The organism is Cellulosimicrobium marinum, from assembly GCF_020551945.1.
In the GTDB taxonomy this organism is placed as follows: domain Bacteria; phylum Actinomycetota; class Actinomycetes; order Actinomycetales; family Cellulomonadaceae; genus Cellulosimicrobium; species Cellulosimicrobium marinum.
Genome location: NZ_JAJBZH010000003.1, coordinates 165,126 through 187,973, shown reverse-complemented (window position 1 = coordinate 187,973; position 22,848 = coordinate 165,126). Strand labels below are relative to the sequence as shown.

Here is a 22,848-nt window from a genome sequence, read left to right as displayed (position 1 = left end):
GGGACAACGGAAATGGAGAGCCACCAATGGCTGCGATGAAGCCGCGGACGGGTGACGGCCCGCTGGAGGTCACCAAGGAGGGGCGTGGCATCGTGATGCGCGTCCCGCTCGAGGGCGGGGGCCGGCTCGTGGTGGAGCTCAACGCGACCGAGGCGAGCGAGCTCGGGGACGCGCTGCAGGCCGTGGTGGGCTGATTGGCGTCACGTGACGCAGGTGCGGTGACGCCGGCCTGGACCGTGCGCCCGCTGCCCGAGGTGGTGGCGGCGCGCGGGACCGTGCACGACTCCCCGCTCCTCACCGAGGACGACGTCGCGGCGCTGGTCGTCGCGGTCGCCCCGGCGCGCGAGCGCGGCGACGGGCCGCAGCCGCGCGCGGGGACGGCCGAGGCCGCGGCGCGCTACGGCGTCGACCTGGCCGAGCTCGCCGACCGTGCGGGCGGGCCGTCCTTCCGCGGGCGGTCGGGCGACGTCGTCACCGTGGACCTCCCGCGTGCCCACGTGGGCTCGACGACGCGGCTCCCCTGGGCGGGGCTCCCGACACGCCTCGTCCTGCTCGGCGTCGGCGACGCCGACGAGGGCGACCTGCGCCGGGCCGGAGCGACGCTGGCGCGCGCCACCCGGGGTCTCGAGCGGGTCGTGAGCGCCGTGACGGGGGACGCCGACGCGACGGGCGTGCGCGCGTTCGCGGAGGGCTACCTGCTCGCTGCGTACCGTCAGCCCCGCCGGACCGGCGGGGCGGCACGGAGGTCGGACGCGCGCGACGGCGCGACCGGCGCGGACGCCCCTGCGCACCAGCTCGTGCTCCTCGGTCCCGACGGGCGCGACGACGAGCCAACGATCGAGGCCGCCCGCCGCAGCGCCGGCGCGACGTGGCTCGTGCGCGACCTCACGAACACCCCGGCCGACGTCAAGGATCCCGCGTGGCTCGCCGGACGGGCACAGGACCTCGCGGACGAGCTAGGGCTGGACGTCCGCGTGCGCGGGCCGGAGGAGCTCGCCGCGGAGGGGTTCGGGGCGCTGCTCGCCGTCGGCGCGGGCTCGGCCCGACCGCCGCGCCTCGTCACCGTGACCTACGACCCGCGGGACCACGACGTCGCCCCCGGGGACGGGACGTCCGACCGCCACGTCGTCGTGGTGGGCAAGGGCATCACCTACGACACGGGCGGGCTGTCCATCAAGCCGCGCGAGGCCATGGTCCCGATGAAGACCGACATGGCGGGCGCCGCGGTGGCCCTCGCCGTGGTCCTCGGCGCCGCGCGCGCACGGTCGACGCGCCGCGTCACCGCGGTGCTGCCCCTCGCGGAGAACCACGTGGGCGCCGCGTCGTACCGCCCCGGCGACGTGCTGCGCACGTGGTCCGGGCGGACCGTCGAGGTGGCGAACACCGACGCGGAGGGGCGCCTCGTGCTCGCAGACGCGCTCGCGTTCGCGCGCGCCGAGCTCGCGCCCGACGTGCTGGTCGACGTCGCGACCCTCACCGGCGCGGCGACGCTCGGGCTGGGCCGGGGTCACGGGGCGCTCTACGCGACCGACGACGACGCCGCCGCCGCGGTCGAGGCGGCCGCCGCGGCGACCGGTGAGCGGGTCTGGCGCATGCCGCTCGTGGCGGACTACGCGCCCGCGCTGCGCTCCGACGTCGCCGACCTGCGGCACGTGCCGATCGACAACCCGGGCGCCGGGTCGGTCACGGCCGCGCTGTTCCTGCGGGAGTTCGTGGGCGACGTGCCCTGGGTGCACCTCGACGTGGCGGGCCCGGCGCGGGCGACCGCCGACCGCCACGAGGTCACGGAAGGGGCGACGGGGTACGGCGCCCGCCTGCTCCTCGCGGCGCTCGACCGTCTCTGACGTCGCTCTCGTCCCCGAAGCGGCTCGCCGCGGGGTCGTTCGTCGCGGGGCCGGAACCGGAACCGGCGACCGTCAGCGACGCACGGCCAGCAGCAGCCCGTCCCCGCTGGGCAGGAGGGCGGGCAGCACGCGCTCGTCCTCGCGCAGGGAGCGTCCCACCTCGCGCACGATCGTCGTGACCTCGTCCCGGCGGGCCGGGTCGGCGACCTGGTCCTGGGCGAGCGCGCCGTCGACGACGAGGACGCCGCCGGGCCGCAACAGCCGCAGCGCCTGCTCCACGTAGTCCGGGTAGCCGTGCGCGTCCGCGGCGACCAGCACGAGGTCGTACGCGCCGTCGGTCAGACGGGGGAGCACGTCCGCGGCGCGGCCGGGGATCGCCCGGGTGCGCGCCGGGGCGACGCCCTCCTCGGCGAAGGCCTCCTTGGCGGCGCGCTGGTGCTCGACCTCGACGTCGATGGTCGTGAGGACGCCGTCCGCCGGCATGCCCCGCAGCAGCCAGAGCGAGGCCACGCCCGTGCCGGTGCCGATCTCCACGACCGCGCGCGCGCCGAGCGAGGCGGCGAGGACGCGCAGGACGGCGCCCGCGCCCGGGCGGACGGCGCGGCAGCCGAGCTCCGCGGCGCGCTCGCGCGCGCGCAGGACCACCTCGTCCTCGGGGACGAACTCCTCGCAGTACACCCAGCTCGCGGCCTTGGCGCTGCGGTGGGTGCCGACGTCGTGGTTGATCGCAGTCTCCTCGTGCTCGGGCGGGCGCCCGTCGTTCCGGCGGCGGACGACCGGTGCCGCGGCGCGACCCCGTCGTCTCGGATCGTACCCGCGTTCGTGCCGGCCGCCCGGGATGACGGCCCGGCGATCCGCACGCCGACGCGGGGGAGTGGACGTCGTGTGAGGGACGCGCGCGGAGTTGGCCGGGCGGTCGGGAACAGCGAGCACGGCGCCGCCGTTGTCTGGGACGATGGACGGCGTGAACGACGCAGGGTCCCGCAGCACCGACGACCCGCACCCGGGGTGGGTCGCGCCGTCGTGGGACGAGATCGTCCGTGAGCACTCCGCGCGCGTCTACCGGCTCGCGTACCGCCTCACGGGCGACCGGCACGACGCCGAGGACCTCACCCAGGAGACGTTCGTCCGGGTGTTCCGGTCCCTGTCGAGCTACACGCCCGGCACGTTCGAGGGGTGGCTGCACCGCATCACCACCAACCTCTTCCTCGACCAGGTCCGCCGCAAGCAGCGCATCCGCATGGAGGCGATGGGGGACGACGACGCCCAGTACGCCGCGCGGACCGAGCTCGGCACGCCGGAGCGCGGCTACGAGCACGCCAACCTCGACCACGACGTCCAGCGGGCGCTCGACGCGCTCTCGCCCGAGTACCGGGCTGCCGTCGTCCTGTGCGACATCGAGGGCCTGTCCTACGAGGAGATCGCGGTGACCCTCGGCATCAAGCTGGGGACGGTGCGCTCGCGGATCCATCGCGCACGCTCGCAGCTGCGCGCGGCCCTGCCCCACCGCGACCCCGCCGACCGGACACCGCCCGCCGCGCCGCCGCCCGCCGTGCAGCCGACCGCGCACGAGCCCGTCCCGGTGCCTGCCCAGCGGGGTGCCGCGTGAGCCACCTCGGCTCGCGGCTCTCCGCGCTCGTCGACGGCCGGCTCTCCCCGGCGGAGACCGAGCGCGCGCTCGAGCACGTCGCGGGCTGCGCGGCGTGCGCGCACGAGCTCGCCGAGGCCCGGGCCGCACGTCGCGCCCTGCTCGACGCCGCGCACGTCGAGCCCGCGCCCGACCTCACCGCGCGTCTCCTCGCGCTGTCGACCCAGATCCCGCCGGCCGCCGACGACCCGCTGCGCCGACCGCCGTCGGGCGCGGAGCCGTGGGGTGCGCAGCCCGCGGTGCTGCCGCGCGGGGCCTGGAGCGGCGAGCTGCGGTCCCGCTCCGTGCGCCGCCGCGTCGTCGCCGTGCTGGCCGGCGGGGTGGGCGTCGCCGCCGTGGGACTGTTCGCCCTCGGGGACAGCCCCACCGTCACGCCGAGCCTGCACCGGATGGACCCGGTGGTGGCGCTCGCGCAGGCCGCCCCCGCGTCGACGATCGGCCGCGACGGTGCGGACGGCGCCGCGGTGCTGGCGTCGCTCGACGAGGACGGCTGGGCGTCCCCGACGCACCTGCCCGACGGGACGAGCGTCGTCGCGGTCCGGCAGGCCGCCGGCGTGCTCGAGATCGACCTCCGCACCCCGGCGGGCGAGGTCGTCGTCCGCGAGCAGCCCGGCGTGCTGGACGGTGCGGCGCTGGCCGGTCTCGACACGTGGGACGTGGACGGGCGGACCGTCCACGTGCTGTCCGACGAGCCGTGGCACGTCGTGTGGCAGTCCGGCGACACGGTCGTGGACGTGGCCTCGGGCGCGGACCGCGAGCACGTCCTCGCCGTCGTGGCGGCCTTCCCGGCACGTGACTACGATGCCGGGGTCCCCGCGCGGATCTCCCGGGGCTGGACGACCATGACAGGAGCGCTCGGTACCTCATGACCGAACCCGTGACCGGTGGCCCCGAGCCGGAGCGGCGCACGGACGTGCCGCACAACCCCTTCGCCCCGCCCTCGGCCTACCGGGCCGGGTCCCCAGTCCCGCCCCCCTCGGCCCCGCCCGGACCGGACCGGGCCCCCGCGACCGGGCACGACGGCAGCGTCCCGCCCGTCCCGCCGCCGCCCGGCACGGGCACGGCGGCGCCCGCGGGGCAGGACCCCTGGGGGCCGCTGCGGTCCTTCGGCGACCCGTACCCCGCGTCGCCCGTGCACACGCCCGTCGGGCCGAGCGTGGACCCGACCCTGGTCGCGCCCCCGAACCCCGCGCCCGCCGCCTCGGCCCGACGTCGCGGGCCCCGCCCGGGCGCCGTCGTCGGTCTCGTCGTGCTCGCGCTCGCCGCCGGAGCGCTCGGCGGGGTGGCCGTCGACCGCTGGTACGAGCCCGCACCAGGCCCCGCCGGTCTCCCGGCCGCGAGCGTCGCGCACGAGACGGCCGAGCGTCCCGACGGCTCCGTCGCCGACATCGCCGCCACGGTGCTCCCGAGCGTGGTCTCGCTCGAGGTGCGCGGGTCCGACGGCGTCGCCACGGGCTCCGGGTTCGTCCTGCGCGACGACGGGTACATCCTCACGAACAACCACGTCGTGGCCGGTGCCGCCGAGGGCGGCGAGGTCACCGTGCTGTTCGCCGACGGTCACGAGAGCCCCGCCGAGCTCGTCGGGCGCACGGTCGACTACGACCTGGCGGTCGTCAAGGTCGAGGACACCGGACTGACGCCGCTCGCGCTCGCCGACTCCGACGAGGTCGTCGTGGGGGACCCGGTCGTCGCCGTCGGCGCGCCGCTGGGGCTCAACGGGACCGTCACCACGGGCATCGTCAGCGCGCTCAACCGCCCCGTCCAGGCCGGGGAGGCGGCGCAGACCGCCTTCATCAACGCGATCCAGACGGACGCGGCCATCAACCCGGGCAACTCCGGCGGGCCGCTCGTCGACGGCAACGGCCAGGTCGTCGGCATCAACTCCGCCATCGCCCAGCCGCCCGGTGCCACGGCGGCCACGGGCAGCATCGGGCTCGGGTTCGCGATCCCGTCGAACCAGGCGCGGCGCACGGCCGAGCAGCTCATCGCCGACGGCGTCGCGACGTACCCCGTGATCGGCGTCCTGCTCGACCAGCGCTACCAGGGCGAGGGCGTGCAGGTCTCCACCGAGGCGCAGCAGGGGCAGGCCCCGGTGACGGCGGACGGGCCCGCCGACGCGGCAGGCGTGCGACCCGGCGACGTCATCCTCGCGATCGACGGGCGCCCCGTGACGGACTCCGACGAGCTCATCGTCGCGATCCGCGCGAAGGCGCCGGGCGACACGGTCGTGCTGCGCGTCCGGACCGGCGAGCAGGAGCGTGACCTGCGCGTCGTCCTGGACGAGGCCACGAGCGAGTAGTCTGACGCCGTGTTCGGGATCAACGGGGCCGAGTTCGTGGTGCTCCTCGTCGTGGCGGTCCTCATCATCGGTCCTGAGCGTCTGCCGCACTACGCCGAGCAGCTCGGGGGGTTCGTGCGCTCCGCGCGCGGCTACCTCAAGGACGCGAAGGCCCGGGTCGACGCGGAGATCGGCGAGGAGATCGGCGACGTCGACTGGTCGAAGCTCGATCCGCGCCAGTACGACCCGCGCCGCATCGTCCGCGAGGCCCTGCTCGACGACGAGCCGGGACCCAGCCGGGCCGCGGCACCGCGCATGACCCCGGCCCCGCCTGCCCCGCCCGCCGCGGGAGCACCGGCGCCGTTCGACGACGAGGCGACCTGACGCCCCCGTCCGGAGCGTCCACGGGCAGGACGATTCGGTCCGGCGCGTGCCCACCTGTCAGAATGGGGCAATGTCCATCGAGGCGACCGAGATCGGGTCGACACCGCGGCCGGTGACCACGCAGCAGCCCGCGACGCCGGGGGCGAGCGGGTCCGCGCCCCGCATCCTGTCCGGCATGCAGCCCACCGAGGACTCGCTGCAGCTCGGCAACTACATCGGCGCGCTCAGCCAGTGGGTCGCGCTGCAGGACTCGTACGACGCGCTCTACTGCGTCGTGGACCTGCACGCCCTCACGGTGAACCCGGACCCCGCGCGGCTGCGGGAGCGGACGCGGCGCACCGCGGCGCAGTACCTCGCAGGCGGGGTGGACCCGGAGCGTTCGGCCCTGTTCGTGCAGTCCCACGTCCCGCAGCACGCGGAGCTGTCGTGGGTGCTCTCCTGCCAGACGGGCTTCGGCGAGGCCGGCCGGATGACGCAGTTCAAGGACAAGTCGGCGAAGCAGGGCACCGACGGCACCACGGTCGGGCTGTTCACCTACCCGGTGCTCATGGCGGCCGACATCCTCCTGTACGACGCCGCGCTCGTCCCCGTGGGGGAGGACCAGCGCCAGCACCTCGAGCTCGCCCGGAACCTCGCCGAGCGTCTCAACGCGCGCTTCGGCGACGGGACCGCGGTGGTGCCCGAGCCGCACATCGTCCGCTCGGTCGCGAAGATCTTCGACCTGCAGGAGCCGACGGCGAAGATGAGCAAGTCGTCGTCCGGCGGCAAGGGCGTGATCTGGCTGCTCGAGGACCCGAAGGTCGCGGCGAAGCGCATCCGCTCCGCGGCCACGGACTCCGAGAACGAGATCCGCTACGACCCGGTCGCCAAGCCGGGGGTGTCGAACCTGCTGACGATCTACTCGGCCCTCACCGGCCGCGACGTCGAGGCGATCGCCGCCGAGTACGACGGCCAGGGGTACGGACGGCTCAAGGTCGACCTCGCCGACGTCGTCGTGGACGTCCTCGCCCCGTTCCAGGAGCGCGCCAACTCCTACCTCGCGGACCCGGCCGAGCTGGACGCCGTGCTCGCGCGCGGGGCCGCCAAGGCCCGCGAGATCGCGGCCGGGACGCTCTCGCGGGTCTACGACAGGGTCGGCCTGCTGCCCGTCGGCGGTAGCACGGCGTGAACCTGCCCGAGCGCAGGCCCGGCCAGGTCCGGGTCGGGGTCGCCATCGCGGTCCCCGACCCGGACGGGCCGCTCCTGCAGGAGGCCCGCGCGCGGTTCGGGGACCCGCTCGCTGCGGAGATCCCGCCGCACATCACCCTCCTGGGCCCGACCGTCCTCGACCCGGACGGGCTCGACCGCGCCGTCGCTCACCTGGAGAGCGTCGCCGCCACGGCGGCGCCGTTCCGGATCCACCTGCGGGGGAGCGCGAGCTTCCGGCCCGTGTCACCCGTCGTCTTCGTCCAGGTGGTCGAGGGCATCGTCGAGTGCGAGCAGCTGGAGGGCGCGGTGCGCCAGGGGCCGCTGGCCCAGGACCTGCGGTTCAACTACCACCCGCACGTCACCGTCGCGCACGAGGTCGACGACGCCGCGCTCGACCGGGCCTTCGAGGAGATGGCCACGTACGAGACGCAGTTCGACGTCGCGGGCTTCCACCTGTACGAGCACGGCGACGACGGCGTGTGGCGCCCGGAGCGGCTGTTCCCGCTCACCGGGGATGCCGTGGTCCTCGACGGCTCGTAGTCTCGGCCCGTGACGTCGACGGCTCCTTCCGGCCCCTCCGGGGTCCGCCGTCTCGCCGCGAAGGGCCGCGACCTCGGCGAGTGGTGGAAGGACAGCCGGCCGGGCCGGGCGGTCTACCGCTACCTCTACGCGCGGGGCGCCCTGCTGTGCGGCGGCATCGCGTACTCGGCGCTGTTCTCGCTCTTCGCCGCCCTGACGATCGGCTACACCGTCTTCATGCAGGTCCTCGGGGGTCGCGAGGAGCTCATGGACGCGGTGTTCGAGCAGATCAACGAGCTGATCCCGGGGCTGATCGACACCGGGAAGGGCGGAGTCCTCGCGCCCGAGGACCTCCTCCTGGACTCGGGGTCGACCCTGACGAGCGTCGTCGCCGGTCTTGTCCTGCTCTTCTCCGCGGTCTCGTTCATGTACCACCTGCGCGGCGCCATCCGGACGATGTTCGGCGCGAGCGACGTCGGGCAGAGCCCCGTCCTCGCCCGGCTGCGCGGGCTCGTGGGCTTCGTGCTCCTCGCGCTGAGCATCGTCGTCTCCACCGCGGCCGGGATCGTCGTCACCACCGTCGGGACACGGGCCCTGGACGCCCTGGGGATCACCGGGGGTGCCGCGGTCCTCGTCACGACGGCGGGGCTGGTCGTGAGCGTGCTCGTCGACGCCGTCGTCGTCGCACTCGTCGTCGTGTTCCTCGGCGGGGTCGACGTCAAGCGCACGGACCTGCTCGTCGGGTCGCTCGTGGCGGGTCTCGCGTTCGGCGTGCTGCGCTACCTGGGGACGAGCATCGTGGCGAGCAGCGCGCAGCGCAACGCCCTGCTCGCGTCGTTCGCGGTGCTCGTCACGCTGCTGCTGCTCGTGAACTTCCTCGCCCGCGTGCTGCTCGTCGTGTGCGCGTGGATGGCCGACCCGCCCCGGGAGCGGGAACCGGAGCCGGGCGGACCGCGCCACGCCCGCGACGGTCGCCCGGAGCTGCCCGTCGTCGACGGGCCGCGCACCGGGCAGGGCCGGCACGCCCGCGGGGCGATCCAGGACCGTGGTGCGACGGCGGACGGGGCGGGCGGTGCGCCGTCGTCCCGCGAGGAGCACGTCCGGGCGGGGCACGGCCGCGGACGCCCGTGGAGCCCCGTCGTGCGCGGGGTCCGCCGCGGACGGCTGCCGCGCGACGCCTGACGACGACCCGTGACCGACGACGGCGGGCCGCCTCCCGGGGGAGACGGCCCGCCGTGCGTGCGGAACAGGTCAGAAGGCGCGCGTGATCATCGCGCGCTTGACCTCCTGGATGGCCTTCGTGACCTCGATGCCGCGCGGGCACGCCTCCGTGCAGTTGAAGGTCGTGCGGCAGCGCCACACGCCTTCCTTGTCGTTGAGGATCTCCAGGCGCTGCGTGGCGCCCTCGTCGCGGCTGTCGAAGATGAACCGGTGCGCGTTGACGATCGCCGCGGGGCCGAAGTACTGGCCGTCGGTCCAGAACACGGGGCAGGACGACGTGCACGCGGCGCAGAGGATGCACTTCGTGGTGTCGTCGAACCGCTCGCGCTGCTCGGCCGACTGCAGGCGCTCCTTGCTCGGCTCGTTCCCCGACGTGATGAGGAACGGCATGATCTCGCGGTACGACGCGAAGAACGGCTCCATGTCCACGACAAGGTCCTTGACCACGGGCAGGCCCTTGATCGGCTCGACCGTGATCGGCTTGTCGGGGTTGACGTCCTTGAGCAGCGTCTTGCACGCGAGCCGGTTGCGGCCGTTGATGCGCATCGCGTCGGAGCCGCACACGCCGTGCGCGCACGAGCGACGGAACGTGAGCGAGCCGTCGTGCTCCCACTTGATCTTGTGGAGCGCGTCGAGCACGCGGTCGGTGCCGTGCGCGAGGACGGTGTACTCGTCCCAGTACGCGTCCTCGCCGTGCTCCGACTCGGGGGAGAAGCGGCGGATGCGCAGCGTGACCTCGAACGAGGGGATCTCCCCGGCCTTGGCCTCGGGTGCGGGTGCGGGTGCGTCGAGTGTGGCAGTCATCAGTACTTCCGCTCCATGGGCTCGTACCGGGTCTGGGTGACGGGCTTGGAGCCCAGGGCGACCTTGTAGCCGTCGAACTGCTCCACGTGGTCGAAGTAGCCGGGGACGTGCCCGTCGACGAGACCCTCGTCGGCCGTGCCGGCCGTGCCGGCCGTGCCGGCCGTGCCGGCCGTGCCGGCCGTCGTCGGACGGCGGTACGCCATCGTGTGCAGCATGTAGTTCGCGTCGTCGCGCTGCGGGAAGTCCTCGCGGTAGTGGCCGCCGCGGGACTCCTTGCGGTTGAGCGCCGCGAGGACGGTGACCTCGGCGATGTCGAGGAGGAACCCGAGCTCGATCGCCTCGAGCAGGTCGGTGTTGAACAGGCGGCCCTTGTCCTGCACGGACACGTTCTTGTACCGCTTCTGCAGGTCGCGGATGTCGGCGAGGGCCTGCGTGAGCGACTCGCCGGTGCGGAACACCTGCGCGTTGGCGTCCATCGTCTCCTGGAGCGCCTTGCGCACGTCGGCGACGCGGTCGCCGTCGGGGCGGTTGCGCATCTCCTCGAGCTGCGCCACGACCGTGGCCGCGGGGTTGTCCGGGAGGTCCGTGTACGACGCCGTGGCCGCGTACGCAGCGGCCGTGCGGCCCGCGCGCTTGCCGAAGACGTTGATGTCGAGCAGCGAGTTCGTGCCGAGACGGTTGGAGCCGTGCACGCTCACGCACGCGACCTCGCCGGCGGCGTAGAGGCCCTTGACGACGTTGTGGCTGTCGCGCAGCACCTCGGCGTCGACGTTCGTCGGGATGCCGCCCATCGCGTAGTGCGCGGTGGGGTAGACCGGCACGGGCTCGGTGTACGGCTCGATGCCGAGGTAGGTGCGGGCGAACTCCGTGATGTCCGGGAGCTTCGCGTCGATGTGCGCCGGCTCGAGGTGGGTCAGGTCGAGCAGGACGTAGTCCTTGTTCGGCCCTGCGCCTCGACCCTCGCGGACCTCGTTCGCCATCGAGCGCGCGACGATGTCACGGGGCGCGAGGTCCTTGATCGTCGGCGCGTAGCGCTCCATGAACCGCTCGCCGTCGGCGTTGCGGAGGATGCCGCCCTCGCCGCGGGCGGCCTCCGACAGCAGGATGCCGAGGCCCGCGAGACCGGTCGGGTGGAACTGGAAGAACTCCATGTCCTCCAGCGGCAGCCCGCGGCGGTACGCCAGCGCCATGCCGTCACCCGTGAGGGTGTGCGCGTTGGACGTCGTCTTGAAGATCTTGCCCGCGCCGCCCGTCGCGAAGATGATCGCCTTCGCCTGGAACACGTGGATCTCGCCGGTCGCGAGGTCGTAGGCGACCACGCCGGTCGCGGTGACCGGCTCGTCGTCGGGGATCTCGCCGGCCGACAGGTCGTGGTCGGTGATGAGGTCGAGCACGTAGAACTCGTTGAAGAACTCCACGTCCTGCTTGACGCACTGCTGGTAGAGCGTCTGGAGGATCATGTGGCCGGTGCGGTCCGCGGCGTAGCAGGAGCGGCGCACGGCCGCCTCGCCGTGGTTGCGGGTGTGACCGCCGAACCGGCGCTGGTCGATCCGGCCCTCGGGCGTGCGGTTGAACGGCAGACCCATGCGCTCGAGGTCGAGGACGGCGTCGATGGCCTCCTTGGCCATGATCTCCGCGGCGTCCTGGTCGACGAGGTAGTCACCGCCCTTGACGGTGTCGAACGTGTGCCACTCCCAGTTGTCCTCCTCGACGTTGGCGAGCGCGGCGCACATGCCGCCCTGCGCCGCACCGGTGTGGGAGCGCGTCGGGTAGAGCTTGGAGATGACGGCCGTGCGGACCTTGCCGGAGGACTCCAGCGCCGCGCGCAACCCGGCGCCGCCGGCGCCGACGATGACGACGTCGTACTGATGGGTTTGCATCGGGGTCGATGCCTCCTGGGAGAGAGCGGGGAGAGCGGGGGCGGGTCAGACCGGGGGGGCCGTGCAGAACGACGCGAGCAGCTCGGCCGGGGCGTTCGCGGGGCACGGCTCGAACGTGAAGATGACGAGCGTGCCGAGCACGGTGACGACCGTGAACGCGAGGTAGAGGGCGAGCTTGAGGACGAGGCGGGTGCCGTCGCGCTCCGCGTAGTCGTTGATGATCGTGCGCACCCCGTTCGTGCCGTGGAACATCGCGAGCCACAGCATGAGCAGGTCCCAGATCTGCCAGAACGGCGACGCCCACTTGCCGGCGACGAAGCCGAAGTCGATGGCGTGCACGCCCTCGCCGACCATGAGGTTGACGAAGAGGTGGCCGAAGATGAGGACGATCAGCACGACGCCCGAGGCGCGCATGAAGATCCAGCTGTACAGCTCGTAGTTGCTGCGCGTCGCCTTGCGGCGCTGGTACGGGTCGCGCGGCGCGGCGACCTGGACCGTAGGTGCGGTGGCCATCAGTGCCCCCCTCCGAAGACGTTCATGAGGTGCCGCGGCAGGAAGCCGGCCATGGTCACGACGCACAGGCCGACGACGATCCACAGCATGGTGCGCTGGTACTTCGGGCCCTTGGCCCAGAAGTCCACGAGGATGATGCGGATGCCGTTGAAGGCGTGGAAGACGATCGCGGCCACGAGGCCCGCCTCGCCGAGCCCCATGATCGGCGTCTGGTACGTGCCGATGACGGCGTTGTACGCCTCGGGGGAGACGCGCACGAGCGCGGTGTCGAGCACGTGAACGAGCAGGAAGAAGAAGATGAGTACGCCGGTCACGCGGTGCGCGACCCACGACCACATCCCTTCGCGGCCGCGGTAGAGCGTGCCGGCGGGTGCACTGGGCACTGTGGGGGCCTCCTGTGGCGAGGTCAGGGGGGAGATGCCGGGGCGATCCCGCTGCCGACCCGACCCGTCCGGGGGATCCTCGTCAGGCCGTCGTCGGCTTCGGTCTCTGGAATCACCATAGTGACTCCGGCGTCGTGCTGCGGACCGCGGAGGCCGTCCGCCCCGGTCAGCGGGGCGTGTTTGTGAGGGATCCCACAGCCGACGGGGGAACCCTCGGCGTCACTATGCTGCGCACATGGCACCTTCTGCGTCCCGCACCGCGAGCACGCCGATCCCCGGCTTCCACGCCGTGGTCCCTGCCGGGGGCGCGGGCACCCGGCTGTGGCCCCTCTCGCGCGCCGGGACGCCCAAGTTCCTGCTCGACCTCACCGGGTCGGGGCGGACGCTGCTGCAGGCGACCGTCGACCGGCTCGCCCCGCTCGCCGGCACCGACGGCGTCGTCCTCGTGACCGGCGGCCACCACGTCGCCGCGGCCCGTACCCAGCTCCCCGACCTGCCGGCCCGCAACGTGCTCGCCGAACCCTCGCCGCGAGACTCCATGGCGGCGATCGGCCTCGCGGCCGCCGTCCTCGAGGAGCGTCACGGCGACGTCGTCGTGGGGTCGTTCGCCGCCGACCAGGTCATCGCGGGGCAGGACGCCTTCGAGTCGTCCGTGCGCGAGGCGGTCGAGGCGGCGCGCGCCGGGTACGTCACGACGATCGGGATCGCCGCGTCGCGCCCGTCGACGGCGTTCGGCTACGTCCACAGCGGGGCACCGCTCGACGTCCCCGGAGCACCCAGCGGGCTGCACGTCCGCGGGTTCACGGAGAAGCCCGACGCCGCGACCGCCCAGCGCTACCTCGCCTCGGGGGAGTACCGCTGGAACGCCGGGATCTTCGTCGCCCGGACCTCCGTCCTGCTCGGGCACCTCGCGGACCAGCGACCGGAGCTGCACGACGGGCTGCGGGCCGTGGCCCGTGCGTGGGACGGGCCGGAGCGCGACCGGGTGCTCGCCGAGACGTGGCCGGGCCTGGAACGCATCGCCATCGACCACGCCGTCGCCGAGCCGGTGGCCGCCGTCGGCGGGGTCGCCGTCGTGCCGGGCACCTTCGGCTGGGACGACGTGGGCGACTTCAACTCCCTCGCCGCGCTCCTGCCGTCGGTCGACGGCGCGGGGTCGAAGGTGCTCGGCGACCCCGGCCGTGTCGTGCGCCGGGACAGCGCCGGCTCGGTCGTCGTGCCCGCGGCGGACCGCGTCGTCACCGTCCTCGGCCTGGACGACGTCGTCGTCGTCGACACGCCCGACGCCCTCCTCGTCACGACCCGGGCCCGCGCGCAGCAGGTCAAGGTCATGGTCGACACGGTGCGCGAGCTCGGGCTGGACGAGCTGCTGTGAGCGGACAGGGATCGGCCCTCGCCCGCGAGCTCGAGGCCTCGGCGGCGCGGTACGCCGACGAGCTCGTCGCGATCCGCCGGGACGTGCACGCGCACCCGGAGGTCTCCCGGGCGGAGACGCGGACCACGGGCCTCCTGCTCGAGCGGCTCCGCGCTGCGGGCCTGGACCCGCGACCGCTCCCGGGGACGGGGCTGGTGTGCGACGTCGGGCCCGCGCCGGGCGACCCGGTCCCGACGGCGGACGGCGCCTCGACCGTGCCCGCGCCGGACCGCGTGGCGCTGCGGGCGGACATCGACGCGCTCCCTGTCCAGGACCGCTGCGACCTGCCGTGGGCCTCGACGGTGAGCGGGGTCGCCCACGCCTGCGGGCACGACGTCCACACCGCCGTCGTGCTGGGGGCCGGTCTCGTCCTGGCCGACCTGCACGCGCGGGTCGGGCTGCGCCGGGGGGTCCGGCTCGTGTTCCAGCCCGCCGAGGAGGTGCAGCCGGGCGGGTCCCTCGACGTGCTCGCCGCGGGCGGCCTCGACGGCGTGGACGAGATCTACGCCGTGCACTGCGACCCGAAGACGGACGTCGGCAAGGTCGGGACGCGCATCGGGCCCATCACGTCCGCGTCCGACGAGGTCTCCGTGACCATCGCGTCCCCGGGCGGGCACACGTCGCGCCCGCACCTCACGGGCGACGTGGTCTACGCGCTGGGACAGGTCATCACGCAGGTGCCCGCGGTCCTCGGACGGCGCCTCGACCCGCGCTCGGGCGTCAACCTCACCTGGGGAGCGGTGCACGCGGGTTCGGCGCACAACGCGATCCCGAGCACGGGCACGGTGCGAGGGACGCTGCGCTGCCTCGACGTGCGCGCGTGGGAGTTCGCGGGCCAGGTGCTGCACGACGCGGTCGAGCAGGTCGTCGCCCCGTACGAGGTCGAGGTGACGGTGCACCACACGCGGGGCGTCCCGCCCGTCGAGAACGACGAGCGGTGCACGGCAGTGCTGGAGGCGGCCGCGCGGGACGTCCTCGGCCCGGACTCGGTCCAGCTCACCGAGCAGTCGCTCGGCGGCGAGGACTTCGCGTGGTACCTCACGAAGGTTCCGGGCGCGATGGCGCGGCTCGGCACCCGGACGCCCGGCGGGCGGTCGTTCGACATCCACCAGGGCGACCTGCAGGTGGACGAGCGGGCGATCGACGTCGGCGTGCGCCTGCTCGCACGCGCGGCGCTCGGGGAGACCGGGGTGCTCGCGGGGTCCCGCTGACCCGTTCCGAACGCTGGACGCCGTCGTCCTGCCGCTGAGACGCGAAGTGACGCTTGGATAACGAAGTGCCGTCGTTACCGACAAGTAACGTGCGCGACGCACGAGCCTGGCTAGTGTTCCGTCCATGAGGCCGTCGGACCGGTCCTCCCGTGCAACGGCGCCCGGGGGGACCGCAGGGTTCCTCCCTGCGCGGCCAGCAACGACAGCGACAGGAGCTACAGGTGAAGAGAGCGACTCAGGTCACCGCGCTGGCGGCAGCCGCCGCGCTCGCGCTGGCCGCGTGCGGCGCGGCGCCGGAGGACGAGGAGACGACCGGCGGCGAGGACACGGCCGGGGGCAACCCGGACTTCTCCGCGTGCATGGTGTCGGACGCCGGTGGCTTCGACGACCAGTCCTTCAACCAGTCCGGCTACGAGGGCCTGCTCAAGGCCGAGGACGAGCTGGGCATCACGATCCACGAGGTCGAGTCGCAGGCCGACACCGACTACGGCCCCAACATCGACAACCTCGTCCAGCAGGGCTGCAACCTCGTCATCGGCGTGGGCTTCCTCCTCGAGGACCCGATCCAGGCCGCGGCCGAGGCGAACACGGACACCAACTTCGCCCTCATCGACTCCGCGTTCTCGGACGCCGACTTCAACCCGGTCGAGCTGGACAACGCGAAGCCCATCCTCTTCAACACGGCCGAGGCGGCGTTCCTCGCCGGGTACCTCGCCGCGGGGATGACGGAGTCGGGCACCGTCGCGACGTTCGGCGGCATCCAGATCCCGTCCGTCGCGATCTTCATGGACGGCTTCGTCGACGGCGTCGCGAAGTACAACGAGGACAACGGCACCGAGGTGGAGACGCTCGGCTGGGACAAGGAGGCCCAGACCGGCACCTTCACGGGCGACTTCGAGAACCAGGCGAACGGCCAGAACGTCACGCAGGGCTTCATCGACCAGGGTGCCGACATCATCATGCCGGTCGCCGGGCCGGTGGGTCTCGGTGCGGCGGCCGCGGCCGAGGGTGCGGACGCGAAGATCATCTGGGTCGACTCCGACGGCTTCCTCACCACCGACTACGGCAGCATCATCCTCACGTCGGTGATGAAGCAGATCGGCCCGGCCGTGTTCGACACCGTGAGCGAGGCCGCGGACGACGGGTTCAGCAGCGAGCCGTACGTGGGCACGCTGGAGAACGAGGGCGTCGGGCTCGCGCCGTTCCACGACTTCGAGGACGCGGTGCCGACGGAGCTCCAGGACAAGCTCGCGGAGTACCAGGAGCAGATCATCGCCGGCGACCTCGTCGTCGAGTCTCCCAACACTCCCTGACGCACGTGCACGACCGTGTCACCGGGCCGCCGCCGGCCCGCTGACGCGCCGACGGTGGCCCGGGCACCCCGCCCGGGCCACCGTCGTCCTGACCGGCGGGCGCACCCGCCCGTCCCGCGGGCCGACGGCTCCTCGACGCGACAGCGCGGAGCCGGGTGCGGTTCGATGGAGTACTCGGACGAACGGGAGAGGCCCACCGGTGAAGCTGGAGCTGCGAGGGATCACGAAGGTCTTCGGGTCCCTGGTCGCCAACGACCACATCGACCTGGTGATCGAGCCGGGCGAGATCCACGCCCTGCTCGGGGAGAACGGCGCAGGGAAGAGCACGCTCATGAACGTGCTCTACGGCCTGTACGACCCGGACGACGGCGAGATCCTCGTCGACGACGCCCCGGTGAGCTTCGACGGGCCGGGCGACGCGATGGCCGCGGGGATCGGCATGGTGCACCAGCACTTCATGCTCGTCCCGGTCTTCACCGTCGCCGAGAACGTCGCGCTCGGGCACGAGCCGGTCCGCGGCGGGGGCCTCATCGACGCGCGGCGCGCGCGGGGGCTCGTGCGGGAGATCTCCGACCGCTTCGGGTTCGAGGTCGACCCCGACGCGCTGGTCGAGGACATCCCCGTCGGCGTCCAGCAGCGCGTCGAGATCATCAAGGCGCTCTCGCGCGACGCCCGCGTCCTCATCCTCGACGAGCCCACGGCGGTGCTGACGCCGCAGGAGACCGACGAGCTCATCGCGATCATGCGCCAGCTCAAGGAGGCCGGCACGTCGATCGTCTTCATCACCCACAAGCTGCGCGAGGTCCGGGCCGTCGCGGACCGCATCACCGTGATCCGGCGCGGCAAGGTCGTCGGCACCGCGGAGCCGACCGCGAGCGAGACCGAGCTCGCGTCCCTCATGGTCGGCCGGTCCGTCTCGCTCGGCGTCGCCAAGGACCCCGCGGACACCGGCGAGGCGACGTTCCAGGTCCGCGACCTGTCCGTGCTGGACTCCGTGGGCACGGCCGTCGTCGACGCGGTCGACCTCGAGGTGGCGCGCGGCGAGATCCTCGTCGTGGCGGGCGTCCAGGGCAACGGCCAGACCGAGCTCACCGAGACCATCGTCGGCCTGCGCCGGCCCGTCGCCGGGTCGATCCGGCTCGACGGCGCCGAGCTCGTGGGCCGCGGGGTCGCCGACGTGCTGCGCGCCGGGGTCGGCTACGTCCCGGAGGACCGCAGCACCGACGGCATCGTCGGGACGTTCTCCGTCGAGGAGAACCTCGTCCTCGACCTCGTCTCGTCCGCGCCCTACTCCCGAGCGGGCGCGCTCAACAAGTCCGTCATCCGCAGCAACGCGGAGCGTCGCGTCGAGGAGTTCGACGTGCGCACGCAGACCGTCGAGGCGCCGGCCGGCACCCTGTCGGGCGGCAACCAGCAGAAGGTGGTGCTCGCGCGCGAGATGTCGCGACCGCTGCGGCTGCTCATCGCGTCCCAGCCGACCCGCGGGCTCGACGTCGGTTCCATCGAGTTCGTGCACCGGCGCATCGTCGCCGAGCGCGACGCGGGCACCCCCGTGATCATCGTGTCGACTGAGCTCGACGAGGTGCTCGCCCTCGCCGACCGGATCGCGGTCATGTACCGCGGCCGTGTCGTCGGGGTCGTGCCGGGCGACACGGACCGTGACGTGCTCGGGCTCATGATGGCCGGCGTGCCGCTCGACGAGGCGGTCGCCCAGGCGGCCCGGCACCACACGACGCTCGGCGGGGCCGACCTCGAGGCCGACCACCAGCAGCCCGCGCCCGGCGTCTCCCAGGAGGAGGACCAGTGACCCAGCAGGCCACGCCCGACGACGGCGGCCAGCCGCCCGTCCCGCCGACGCCGGCCCCGCCCAGCGACGTCGAGCGCCCGGACCGCCCCACCGGGCAGAGCCTCCTGCGGGAGATGCTCGAGAGCAGCTGGCTCGTGTCGCTCCTCGCGATCGTCGCCGCTCTCGTCCTCGGGGGCGTCCTCATCGCCGCGGCCGACCCCGAGGTGCAGGAGGCCGCGACCTACTTCTTCGCGCGTCCCCTGGACACCCTCACCGCGATCTGGAACGCCGTGTTCGGCGCGTACAGCGCGCTGTTCCAGGGGTCGGTGGTGAACTTCCAGGCGTCCACCGTCGAGGGGGCGCTGCGCCCGTTGACGGAGACCATGACGGTGTCCGTCCCGCTCATCTTCGCGGGTCTGGGCCTCGGCATCGGCTTCCGCGCCGGCCTGTTCAACATCGGCGCCCAGGGGCAGATCATCCTCGGCGGGGTGTTCGCCGGGTTCATCGGCTTCACGTTCGACCTCCCGCCCGGCCTGCACCTCTTCCTCGCGGTGCTCGGCGCCGCGCTCGGCGGCGCGCTGTGGGCGAGCATCGCCGGCGTGCTCAAGGCCCGGACCGGTGCGCACGAGGTGATCGTCACGATCATGCTCAACAACATCGCGATCTACCTCGTCGCGTACCTGCTGACGACGCCCGCGTTCCAGCGGCCCGGTAGCTCGAACCCCATCAGCCCGCCCATCCCGTCGAGCGCGACCTACCCGCTGCTGCTCGGCGAGGGGTACCGCCTGCACCTCGGCTTCCTCCTCGCGCTGCTCGCCGCCGTCGGCGTCTGGTGGCTCATGGAGCGGTCCACGCTGGGCTTCCGGTTCCGGGCGGTCGGGGAGAACCCGCACGCGGCTCGCACCGCCGGGATGTCGGTGCCCTGGGTGACGGTGTGGGTCATGGCGATCGCGGGCGCGCTCGCCGGCCTCGCCGGGTCGGCGCAGGTCCTCGGCACCGAGAAGGTCCTCACCGCGGGCGTCGCGGCGAGCTTCGGATTCGACGCCATCACGGTCGCCCTGCTCGGCCGGTCCCGTCCGCTGGGGACCGTGCTCGCGGGCCTGCTGTTCGGGGCGCTGCGGGCCGGCGGGTTCGCCATGCAGGCGCGCACGGGCACCCCCATCGACATCGTGCTCGTCGTGCAGTCCCTCATCGTGCTGTTCATCGCCGCACCGCCGCTCGTCCGGGCGATCTTCCGCCTCCCCACGCCCGGCGGGCCGACCCGTGCGGAACGCCGGGCCGCCCGTGGGCGCTCGACGGCCCCGACCACCCCGACGACGCAGGAGGCCGGCGCATGAGCACCGCGACCACCCCGGCACCGGCGGCGCCCCCGGCGTCCCGTCCCGCCGCGAAGCCCTTGGCCCCGATCAGCTGGCGCGCCCCGATCGTCTACGCCGTCGTCGGCCTCGTCTCGCTGGTCCTCTTCGCGCTGCTCCCCGCGTCCGGCCACCAGACGACCTTCCGGCTGTCGACGTCCGACGACTTCTTCCAGATCGAGCCGGTCACGGTCAGCTCGACGGGGGCGGCGCTCTTCCTGTCGATCCTCGCGCTCATGCTCGCCGGACTGTCGTTCTGGGCCGCGTACGACCGCCGCAAGACGGGCATGTGGCTGCCGATCGTCTTCGGCGTGCTCGTGGTGCTCGCGTTCCTGTGCTGGGCCGGCGCGGACAAGTCCGCCATCCCGCTCACGGGGCTGCTCCAGGGGTCGCTCTTCCTCGCGGTGCCGCTCGTGTTCGGCGCGCTGTCCGGCGTGCTGTGCGAGCGTGTCGGCATCATCAACATCGCGATCGAGGGCCAGCTCCTCGCGGGCGCGTTCCTCGCGGCGGTCGTCGCCTCCCTCACGTCCAGCGCGTACGCGGGCCTCCTCGCGGCGCCCGTCGCCGGTGCCCTCGTCGGCCTCCTGCTTGTCGTCTTCGCCGTGAAGTACTGGGTGAACCAGATCATCGTCGGCGTCGTGCTCAACGTGCTCGTCGTCGGCGTGACGAGCTACCTCTACTCGACGGTCCTCACGGAGGACCCCGGGACGTGGAACTCGCGCACCCCGCTGCCCGTGATCGAGATCCCGGTGCTGTCGCAGATCCCGGTGGTCGGGCCCGTCCTGTTCCGCCAGACGCTCCTCGTGTACCTCATGTACGCGGCCGTGATCGTCCTGCAGATCTTCCTCTTCCGCAGCCGGTGGGGCCTGCGGCTGCGGGCCGTCGGCGAGCACCCCAAGGCCGCGGACACCGTCGGCATCAAGGTCAACGCGACCCGCGTGCGCAACACGCTCCTCGGCGGGGCGGTCGCCGGGCTCGGCGGCGCGTTCTTCACGGTCGCGGCAGGGCTCGCGTTCGGCAAGGAGATGACGGGCGGCAAGGGCTTCATCGCCCTCGCCGCGATGATCCTCGGTCGGTGGAACCCGGTCGGTGCCCTCGCCGCGGCGCTGCTCTTCGGGTTCTCCGACAACCTGCAGACCGTGCTCGGCATCGTCGGGACCCCGATCCCCAGCCAGATCATGCTCATGACGCCGTACGTCGTGACGATCTTCGCCGTCGCGGGCCTCGTCGGGCGGGTGCGGGCCCCCGCGGCGTCGGGCGTGCCCTACGTGAAGTGAGGTCCGCATGACGCAGGCACCCGACGGGGTCGACTGGGACGCCCTGCGCGACGCCGCGCGCGACGTCATGCGGCGCGCGTACGCCCCGTACTCCCGGTTCCCGGTGGGCGCGGCGGCGCTCGTCGACGACGGGCGCCTCGTCGTGGGCTGCAACGTGGAGAACGCCGCCTACGGGGTGACGCTCTGCGCCGAGTGCTCCCTCGTGAGCGCCCTCGTCACGGGCGGCGGCGGACGGCTCGTCGCGTTCGCGTGCGTCGGGCAGGACGGGGCCGTCCTCATGCCGTGCGGCCGCTGCCGCCAGCTCCTGTGGGAGCACGGCGGTCCCGACCTGCTCGTCGACACCGTGCGTGGTATCAAGACGATGAGGGACGTGCTGCCCGACGCGTTCGGGCCCGACGATCTGGAGGGACGCTCGTGACCGGCGACGACGGGAACCAGGACACCGACCTCGGGCCGGACGGCGCCGCGGAGCACGACGGCACCGGGCAGCAGAGGGGTGGCGAGGAGCAGGGCGTCGAGGCGGACCCCGGTCCCGCCCCCGAGCCGTACGACGCGGTCGACGTGATCCGCACCAAGCGCGACGGCGGGCTGCTCGACGGCGCGCAGATCGACTGGGTGATCGACGCCTACACGCGCGGGGTCGTCGCCGAGGAGCAGATGGCCGCGCTCGCCATGGCGATCTACCTCAACGGCATGGACCGCACGGAGATCGGGCGGTGGACGCAGGCGATGATCGCGTCCGGCGAGCGCATGGACTTCACCGGCCTGTCCCGCCCCACGGTGGACAAGCACTCCACGGGCGGCGTGGGGGACAAGATCACGCTGCCGCTCGCACCGCTCGTCGCGTCGTACGGCGTCGCGGTGCCGCAGCTCTCCGGGCGCGGGCTCGGCCACACCGGCGGCACGCTCGACAAGCTCGAGTCGGTCCGGGGCTGGCGTGCCTCCATGACGAACGCGCAGATGATGGACGCGCTGGAGCACGTCGGCGCCGTCATCTGCCAGGCAGGCTCCGGCCTCGCGCCCGCCGACCGGCTGCTCTACGCGCTGCGCGACGTCACCGGGACCGTCGAGTCGATCCCGCTCATCGCGAGCTCGATCATGAGCAAGAAGATCGCGGAGGGCACCGGCGCGCTCGTGCTCGACGTCAAGGTCGGCACGGGCGCGTTCATGAAGGACCTGGGCTCCGCCCGCGAGCTCGCCCGCACCATGGTCGACCTCGGCACGGACGCGGGGGTGCGCACCGTCGCGCTCCTCACCGACATGTCGACGCCGCTCGGCCTCACCGCGGGCAACGCCCTCGAGGTGCGCGAGTCCGTCGAGGTCATGCAGGGGAAGGGGCCGAAGGACGTCGTCGACCTCACCGTCGCGCTCGCCGTGGAGATGCTCGCTGCGGTCGGCCGCCCTCAGGACCCGGACGACGTCGAGCACGCGCTCGTCGGCGGGCGTGCCCTGGACAAGTGGCGGGAGATGATCGCCGAGCAGGGCGGCGACTCGCGCGCCCCGCTGCCCGTGGCACGCGAGAAGGAGCACGTGGTCGCCGACCGCGACGGCGTGATGTCCCGGCTCGACGCGTATGCCGTCGGCGTCGCCGCCTGGCGGCTCGGCGCCGGTCGTGCCCGCAAGGAGGACGTCGTGCAGGCCGGCGCAGGCGTCGAGATGTTCGCCAAGCCGGGGGACCCGGTGCACCGCGGGCAGCACCTCATGACCCTGCACACGGACACGCCCGAGCGCATCGACCGCGCCGTCCAGGCGCTCGACGGCGCGTGGGAGATCGCCGCACCCGGCACCGACGTCGAACGCACGCCCGTCGTCCTCGGCCGCGTCGACTGA

22 protein-coding genes are annotated in these 22,848 nt (G+C 73.5%); 17 read left to right on the top strand and 5 right to left on the bottom strand.

Annotation, left to right across the window (positions count from 1 at the left end):
* Positions 1–26: 26 nt before the first annotated feature.
* Both LGQ04_RS08090 and LGQ04_RS08085 read left to right on the top strand, forming a co-directional pair.
* Complete coding sequence (locus tag LGQ04_RS08090; RefSeq protein ID WP_069387794.1) at positions 27–194, top strand: DUF3117 domain-containing protein; 168 nt, start codon at positions 27–29, stop codon at positions 192–194.
* A 24-nt stretch (positions 195–218) separates the two neighbouring features.
* Positions 219–1,844: a leucyl aminopeptidase family protein gene (locus LGQ04_RS08085; protein WP_229243188.1), complete on the top strand. Its 1,626-nt coding sequence runs from the start codon at positions 219–221 to the stop codon at positions 1,842–1,844.
* Positions 1,845–1,916: 72 nt separating this feature from the next.
* Here the strand turns inward: LGQ04_RS08085 and LGQ04_RS08080 are convergent, their stop codons facing one another.
* The gene (locus tag LGQ04_RS08080) at positions 1,917–2,522 is read right to left on the bottom strand and encodes an O-methyltransferase (protein WP_229243187.1); all 606 of its coding nucleotides are present in this window, start codon (positions 2,520–2,522) and stop codon (positions 1,917–1,919) included.
* Between the two features lie 277 nt (positions 2,523–2,799).
* On the opposite strand from LGQ04_RS08080, the gene sigE reads away from it, so the two are divergent.
* The 7 genes from sigE to LGQ04_RS08045 all read left to right on the top strand — a co-directional run bounded on the left by sigE (position 2,800) and on the right by LGQ04_RS08045 (position 9,043).
* On the top strand, positions 2,800–3,453 hold the full coding sequence (sigE, locus tag LGQ04_RS08075; RefSeq protein WP_372470010.1) for an RNA polymerase sigma factor SigE: 654 nt from the start codon (positions 2,800–2,802) through the stop codon (positions 3,451–3,453).
* Positions 3,450–4,361: a zf-HC2 domain-containing protein gene (locus LGQ04_RS08070; protein ID WP_229243185.1), complete on the top strand. Its 912-nt coding sequence runs from the start codon at positions 3,450–3,452 to the stop codon at positions 4,359–4,361. The genes sigE and LGQ04_RS08070 overlap by 4 nt, the downstream gene beginning before the upstream one ends.
* The gene (locus LGQ04_RS08065) at positions 4,358–5,791 is read left to right on the top strand and encodes a S1C family serine protease (protein ID WP_229243184.1); all 1,434 of its coding nucleotides are present in this window, start codon (positions 4,358–4,360) and stop codon (positions 5,789–5,791) included. The genes LGQ04_RS08070 and LGQ04_RS08065 overlap by 4 nt, the downstream gene beginning before the upstream one ends.
* 9 nt (positions 5,792–5,800) lie before the next feature.
* Positions 5,801–6,154: a twin-arginine translocase TatA/TatE family subunit gene (locus LGQ04_RS08060; protein ID WP_229243183.1), complete on the top strand. Its 354-nt coding sequence runs from the start codon at positions 5,801–5,803 to the stop codon at positions 6,152–6,154.
* A 70-nt stretch (positions 6,155–6,224) separates the two neighbouring features.
* A complete protein-coding gene (gene trpS / locus LGQ04_RS08055) occupies positions 6,225–7,322 on the top strand; it encodes a tryptophan--tRNA ligase (protein WP_267494602.1) in 1,098 nt (365 codons plus the stop codon).
* Complete coding sequence (locus LGQ04_RS08050; protein ID WP_229243182.1) at positions 7,319–7,882, top strand: 2'-5' RNA ligase family protein; 564 nt, start codon at positions 7,319–7,321, stop codon at positions 7,880–7,882. Before trpS ends, LGQ04_RS08050 begins: the two co-directional genes overlap by 4 nt.
* A gap of 9 nt (positions 7,883–7,891) precedes the next feature.
* On the top strand, positions 7,892–9,043 hold the full coding sequence (locus LGQ04_RS08045) for a YihY/virulence factor BrkB family protein (RefSeq protein ID WP_229243181.1): 1,152 nt from the start codon (positions 7,892–7,894) through the stop codon (positions 9,041–9,043).
* Positions 9,044–9,112: 69 nt separating this feature from the next.
* Here the strand turns inward: LGQ04_RS08045 and LGQ04_RS08040 are convergent, their stop codons facing one another.
* From LGQ04_RS08040 to sdhC, 4 genes are read right to left on the bottom strand one after another with little or no spacing between them, the layout of a single operon-like run.
* Complete coding sequence (locus LGQ04_RS08040; protein WP_229243180.1) at positions 9,113–9,886, bottom strand: succinate dehydrogenase iron-sulfur subunit; 774 nt, start codon at positions 9,884–9,886, stop codon at positions 9,113–9,115.
* Positions 9,886–11,766 carry a succinate dehydrogenase flavoprotein subunit gene (gene sdhA / locus LGQ04_RS08035; RefSeq protein ID WP_229243179.1) on the bottom strand — a complete coding sequence of 627 codons (1,881 nt, stop codon included), beginning with the start codon at positions 11,764–11,766 and terminating at the stop codon, positions 9,886–9,888. Before sdhA ends, LGQ04_RS08040 begins: the two co-directional genes overlap by 1 nt.
* 45 nt (positions 11,767–11,811) lie before the next feature.
* Positions 11,812–12,279, bottom strand: coding sequence for a succinate dehydrogenase hydrophobic membrane anchor subunit (locus tag LGQ04_RS08030; protein ID WP_229243178.1), 468 nt, complete (start codon positions 12,277–12,279; stop codon positions 11,812–11,814).
* A complete protein-coding gene (gene sdhC, locus LGQ04_RS08025) occupies positions 12,279–12,662 on the bottom strand; it encodes a succinate dehydrogenase, cytochrome b556 subunit (RefSeq protein ID WP_229243177.1) in 384 nt (127 codons plus the stop codon). Before sdhC ends, LGQ04_RS08030 begins: the two co-directional genes overlap by 1 nt.
* Before the next feature lie 235 nt (positions 12,663–12,897).
* On the opposite strand from sdhC, the gene LGQ04_RS08020 reads away from it, so the two are divergent.
* The 8 genes from LGQ04_RS08020 (at position 12,898) to LGQ04_RS07985 (ending at position 22,848) form a co-directional block, all read left to right on the top strand.
* A complete protein-coding gene (locus tag LGQ04_RS08020; RefSeq protein WP_229243176.1) occupies positions 12,898–14,037 on the top strand; it encodes a mannose-1-phosphate guanylyltransferase in 1,140 nt (379 codons plus the stop codon).
* The gene (locus LGQ04_RS08015; RefSeq protein WP_229243175.1) at positions 14,034–15,287 is read left to right on the top strand and encodes an amidohydrolase; all 1,254 of its coding nucleotides are present in this window, start codon (positions 14,034–14,036) and stop codon (positions 15,285–15,287) included. Before LGQ04_RS08020 ends, LGQ04_RS08015 begins: the two co-directional genes overlap by 4 nt.
* 221 nt (positions 15,288–15,508) lie before the next feature.
* Entirely contained in the window at positions 15,509–16,600 is a 1,092-nt protein-coding gene (locus tag LGQ04_RS08010; protein ID WP_229243174.1) for a BMP family lipoprotein, read from the top strand.
* A 199-nt stretch (positions 16,601–16,799) separates the two neighbouring features.
* Complete coding sequence (locus LGQ04_RS08005; RefSeq protein ID WP_229243173.1) at positions 16,800–18,407, top strand: ABC transporter ATP-binding protein; 1,608 nt, start codon at positions 16,800–16,802, stop codon at positions 18,405–18,407.
* On the top strand, positions 18,404–19,723 hold the full coding sequence (locus LGQ04_RS08000; protein ID WP_372470009.1) for an ABC transporter permease: 1,320 nt from the start codon (positions 18,404–18,406) through the stop codon (positions 19,721–19,723). The genes LGQ04_RS08005 and LGQ04_RS08000 overlap by 4 nt, the downstream gene beginning before the upstream one ends.
* Positions 19,720–21,018, top strand: a complete 1,299-nt coding sequence (locus LGQ04_RS07995) for an ABC transporter permease (RefSeq protein ID WP_229243172.1) — start codon at positions 19,720–19,722, stop codon at positions 21,016–21,018. The genes LGQ04_RS08000 and LGQ04_RS07995 overlap by 4 nt, the downstream gene beginning before the upstream one ends.
* A gap of 7 nt (positions 21,019–21,025) precedes the next feature.
* Positions 21,026–21,436, top strand: a complete 411-nt coding sequence (locus tag LGQ04_RS07990) for a cytidine deaminase (RefSeq protein WP_229243171.1) — start codon at positions 21,026–21,028, stop codon at positions 21,434–21,436.
* Positions 21,437–21,579: 143 nt separating this feature from the next.
* Complete coding sequence (locus LGQ04_RS07985; protein ID WP_229243514.1) at positions 21,580–22,848, top strand: thymidine phosphorylase; 1,269 nt, start codon at positions 21,580–21,582, stop codon at positions 22,846–22,848.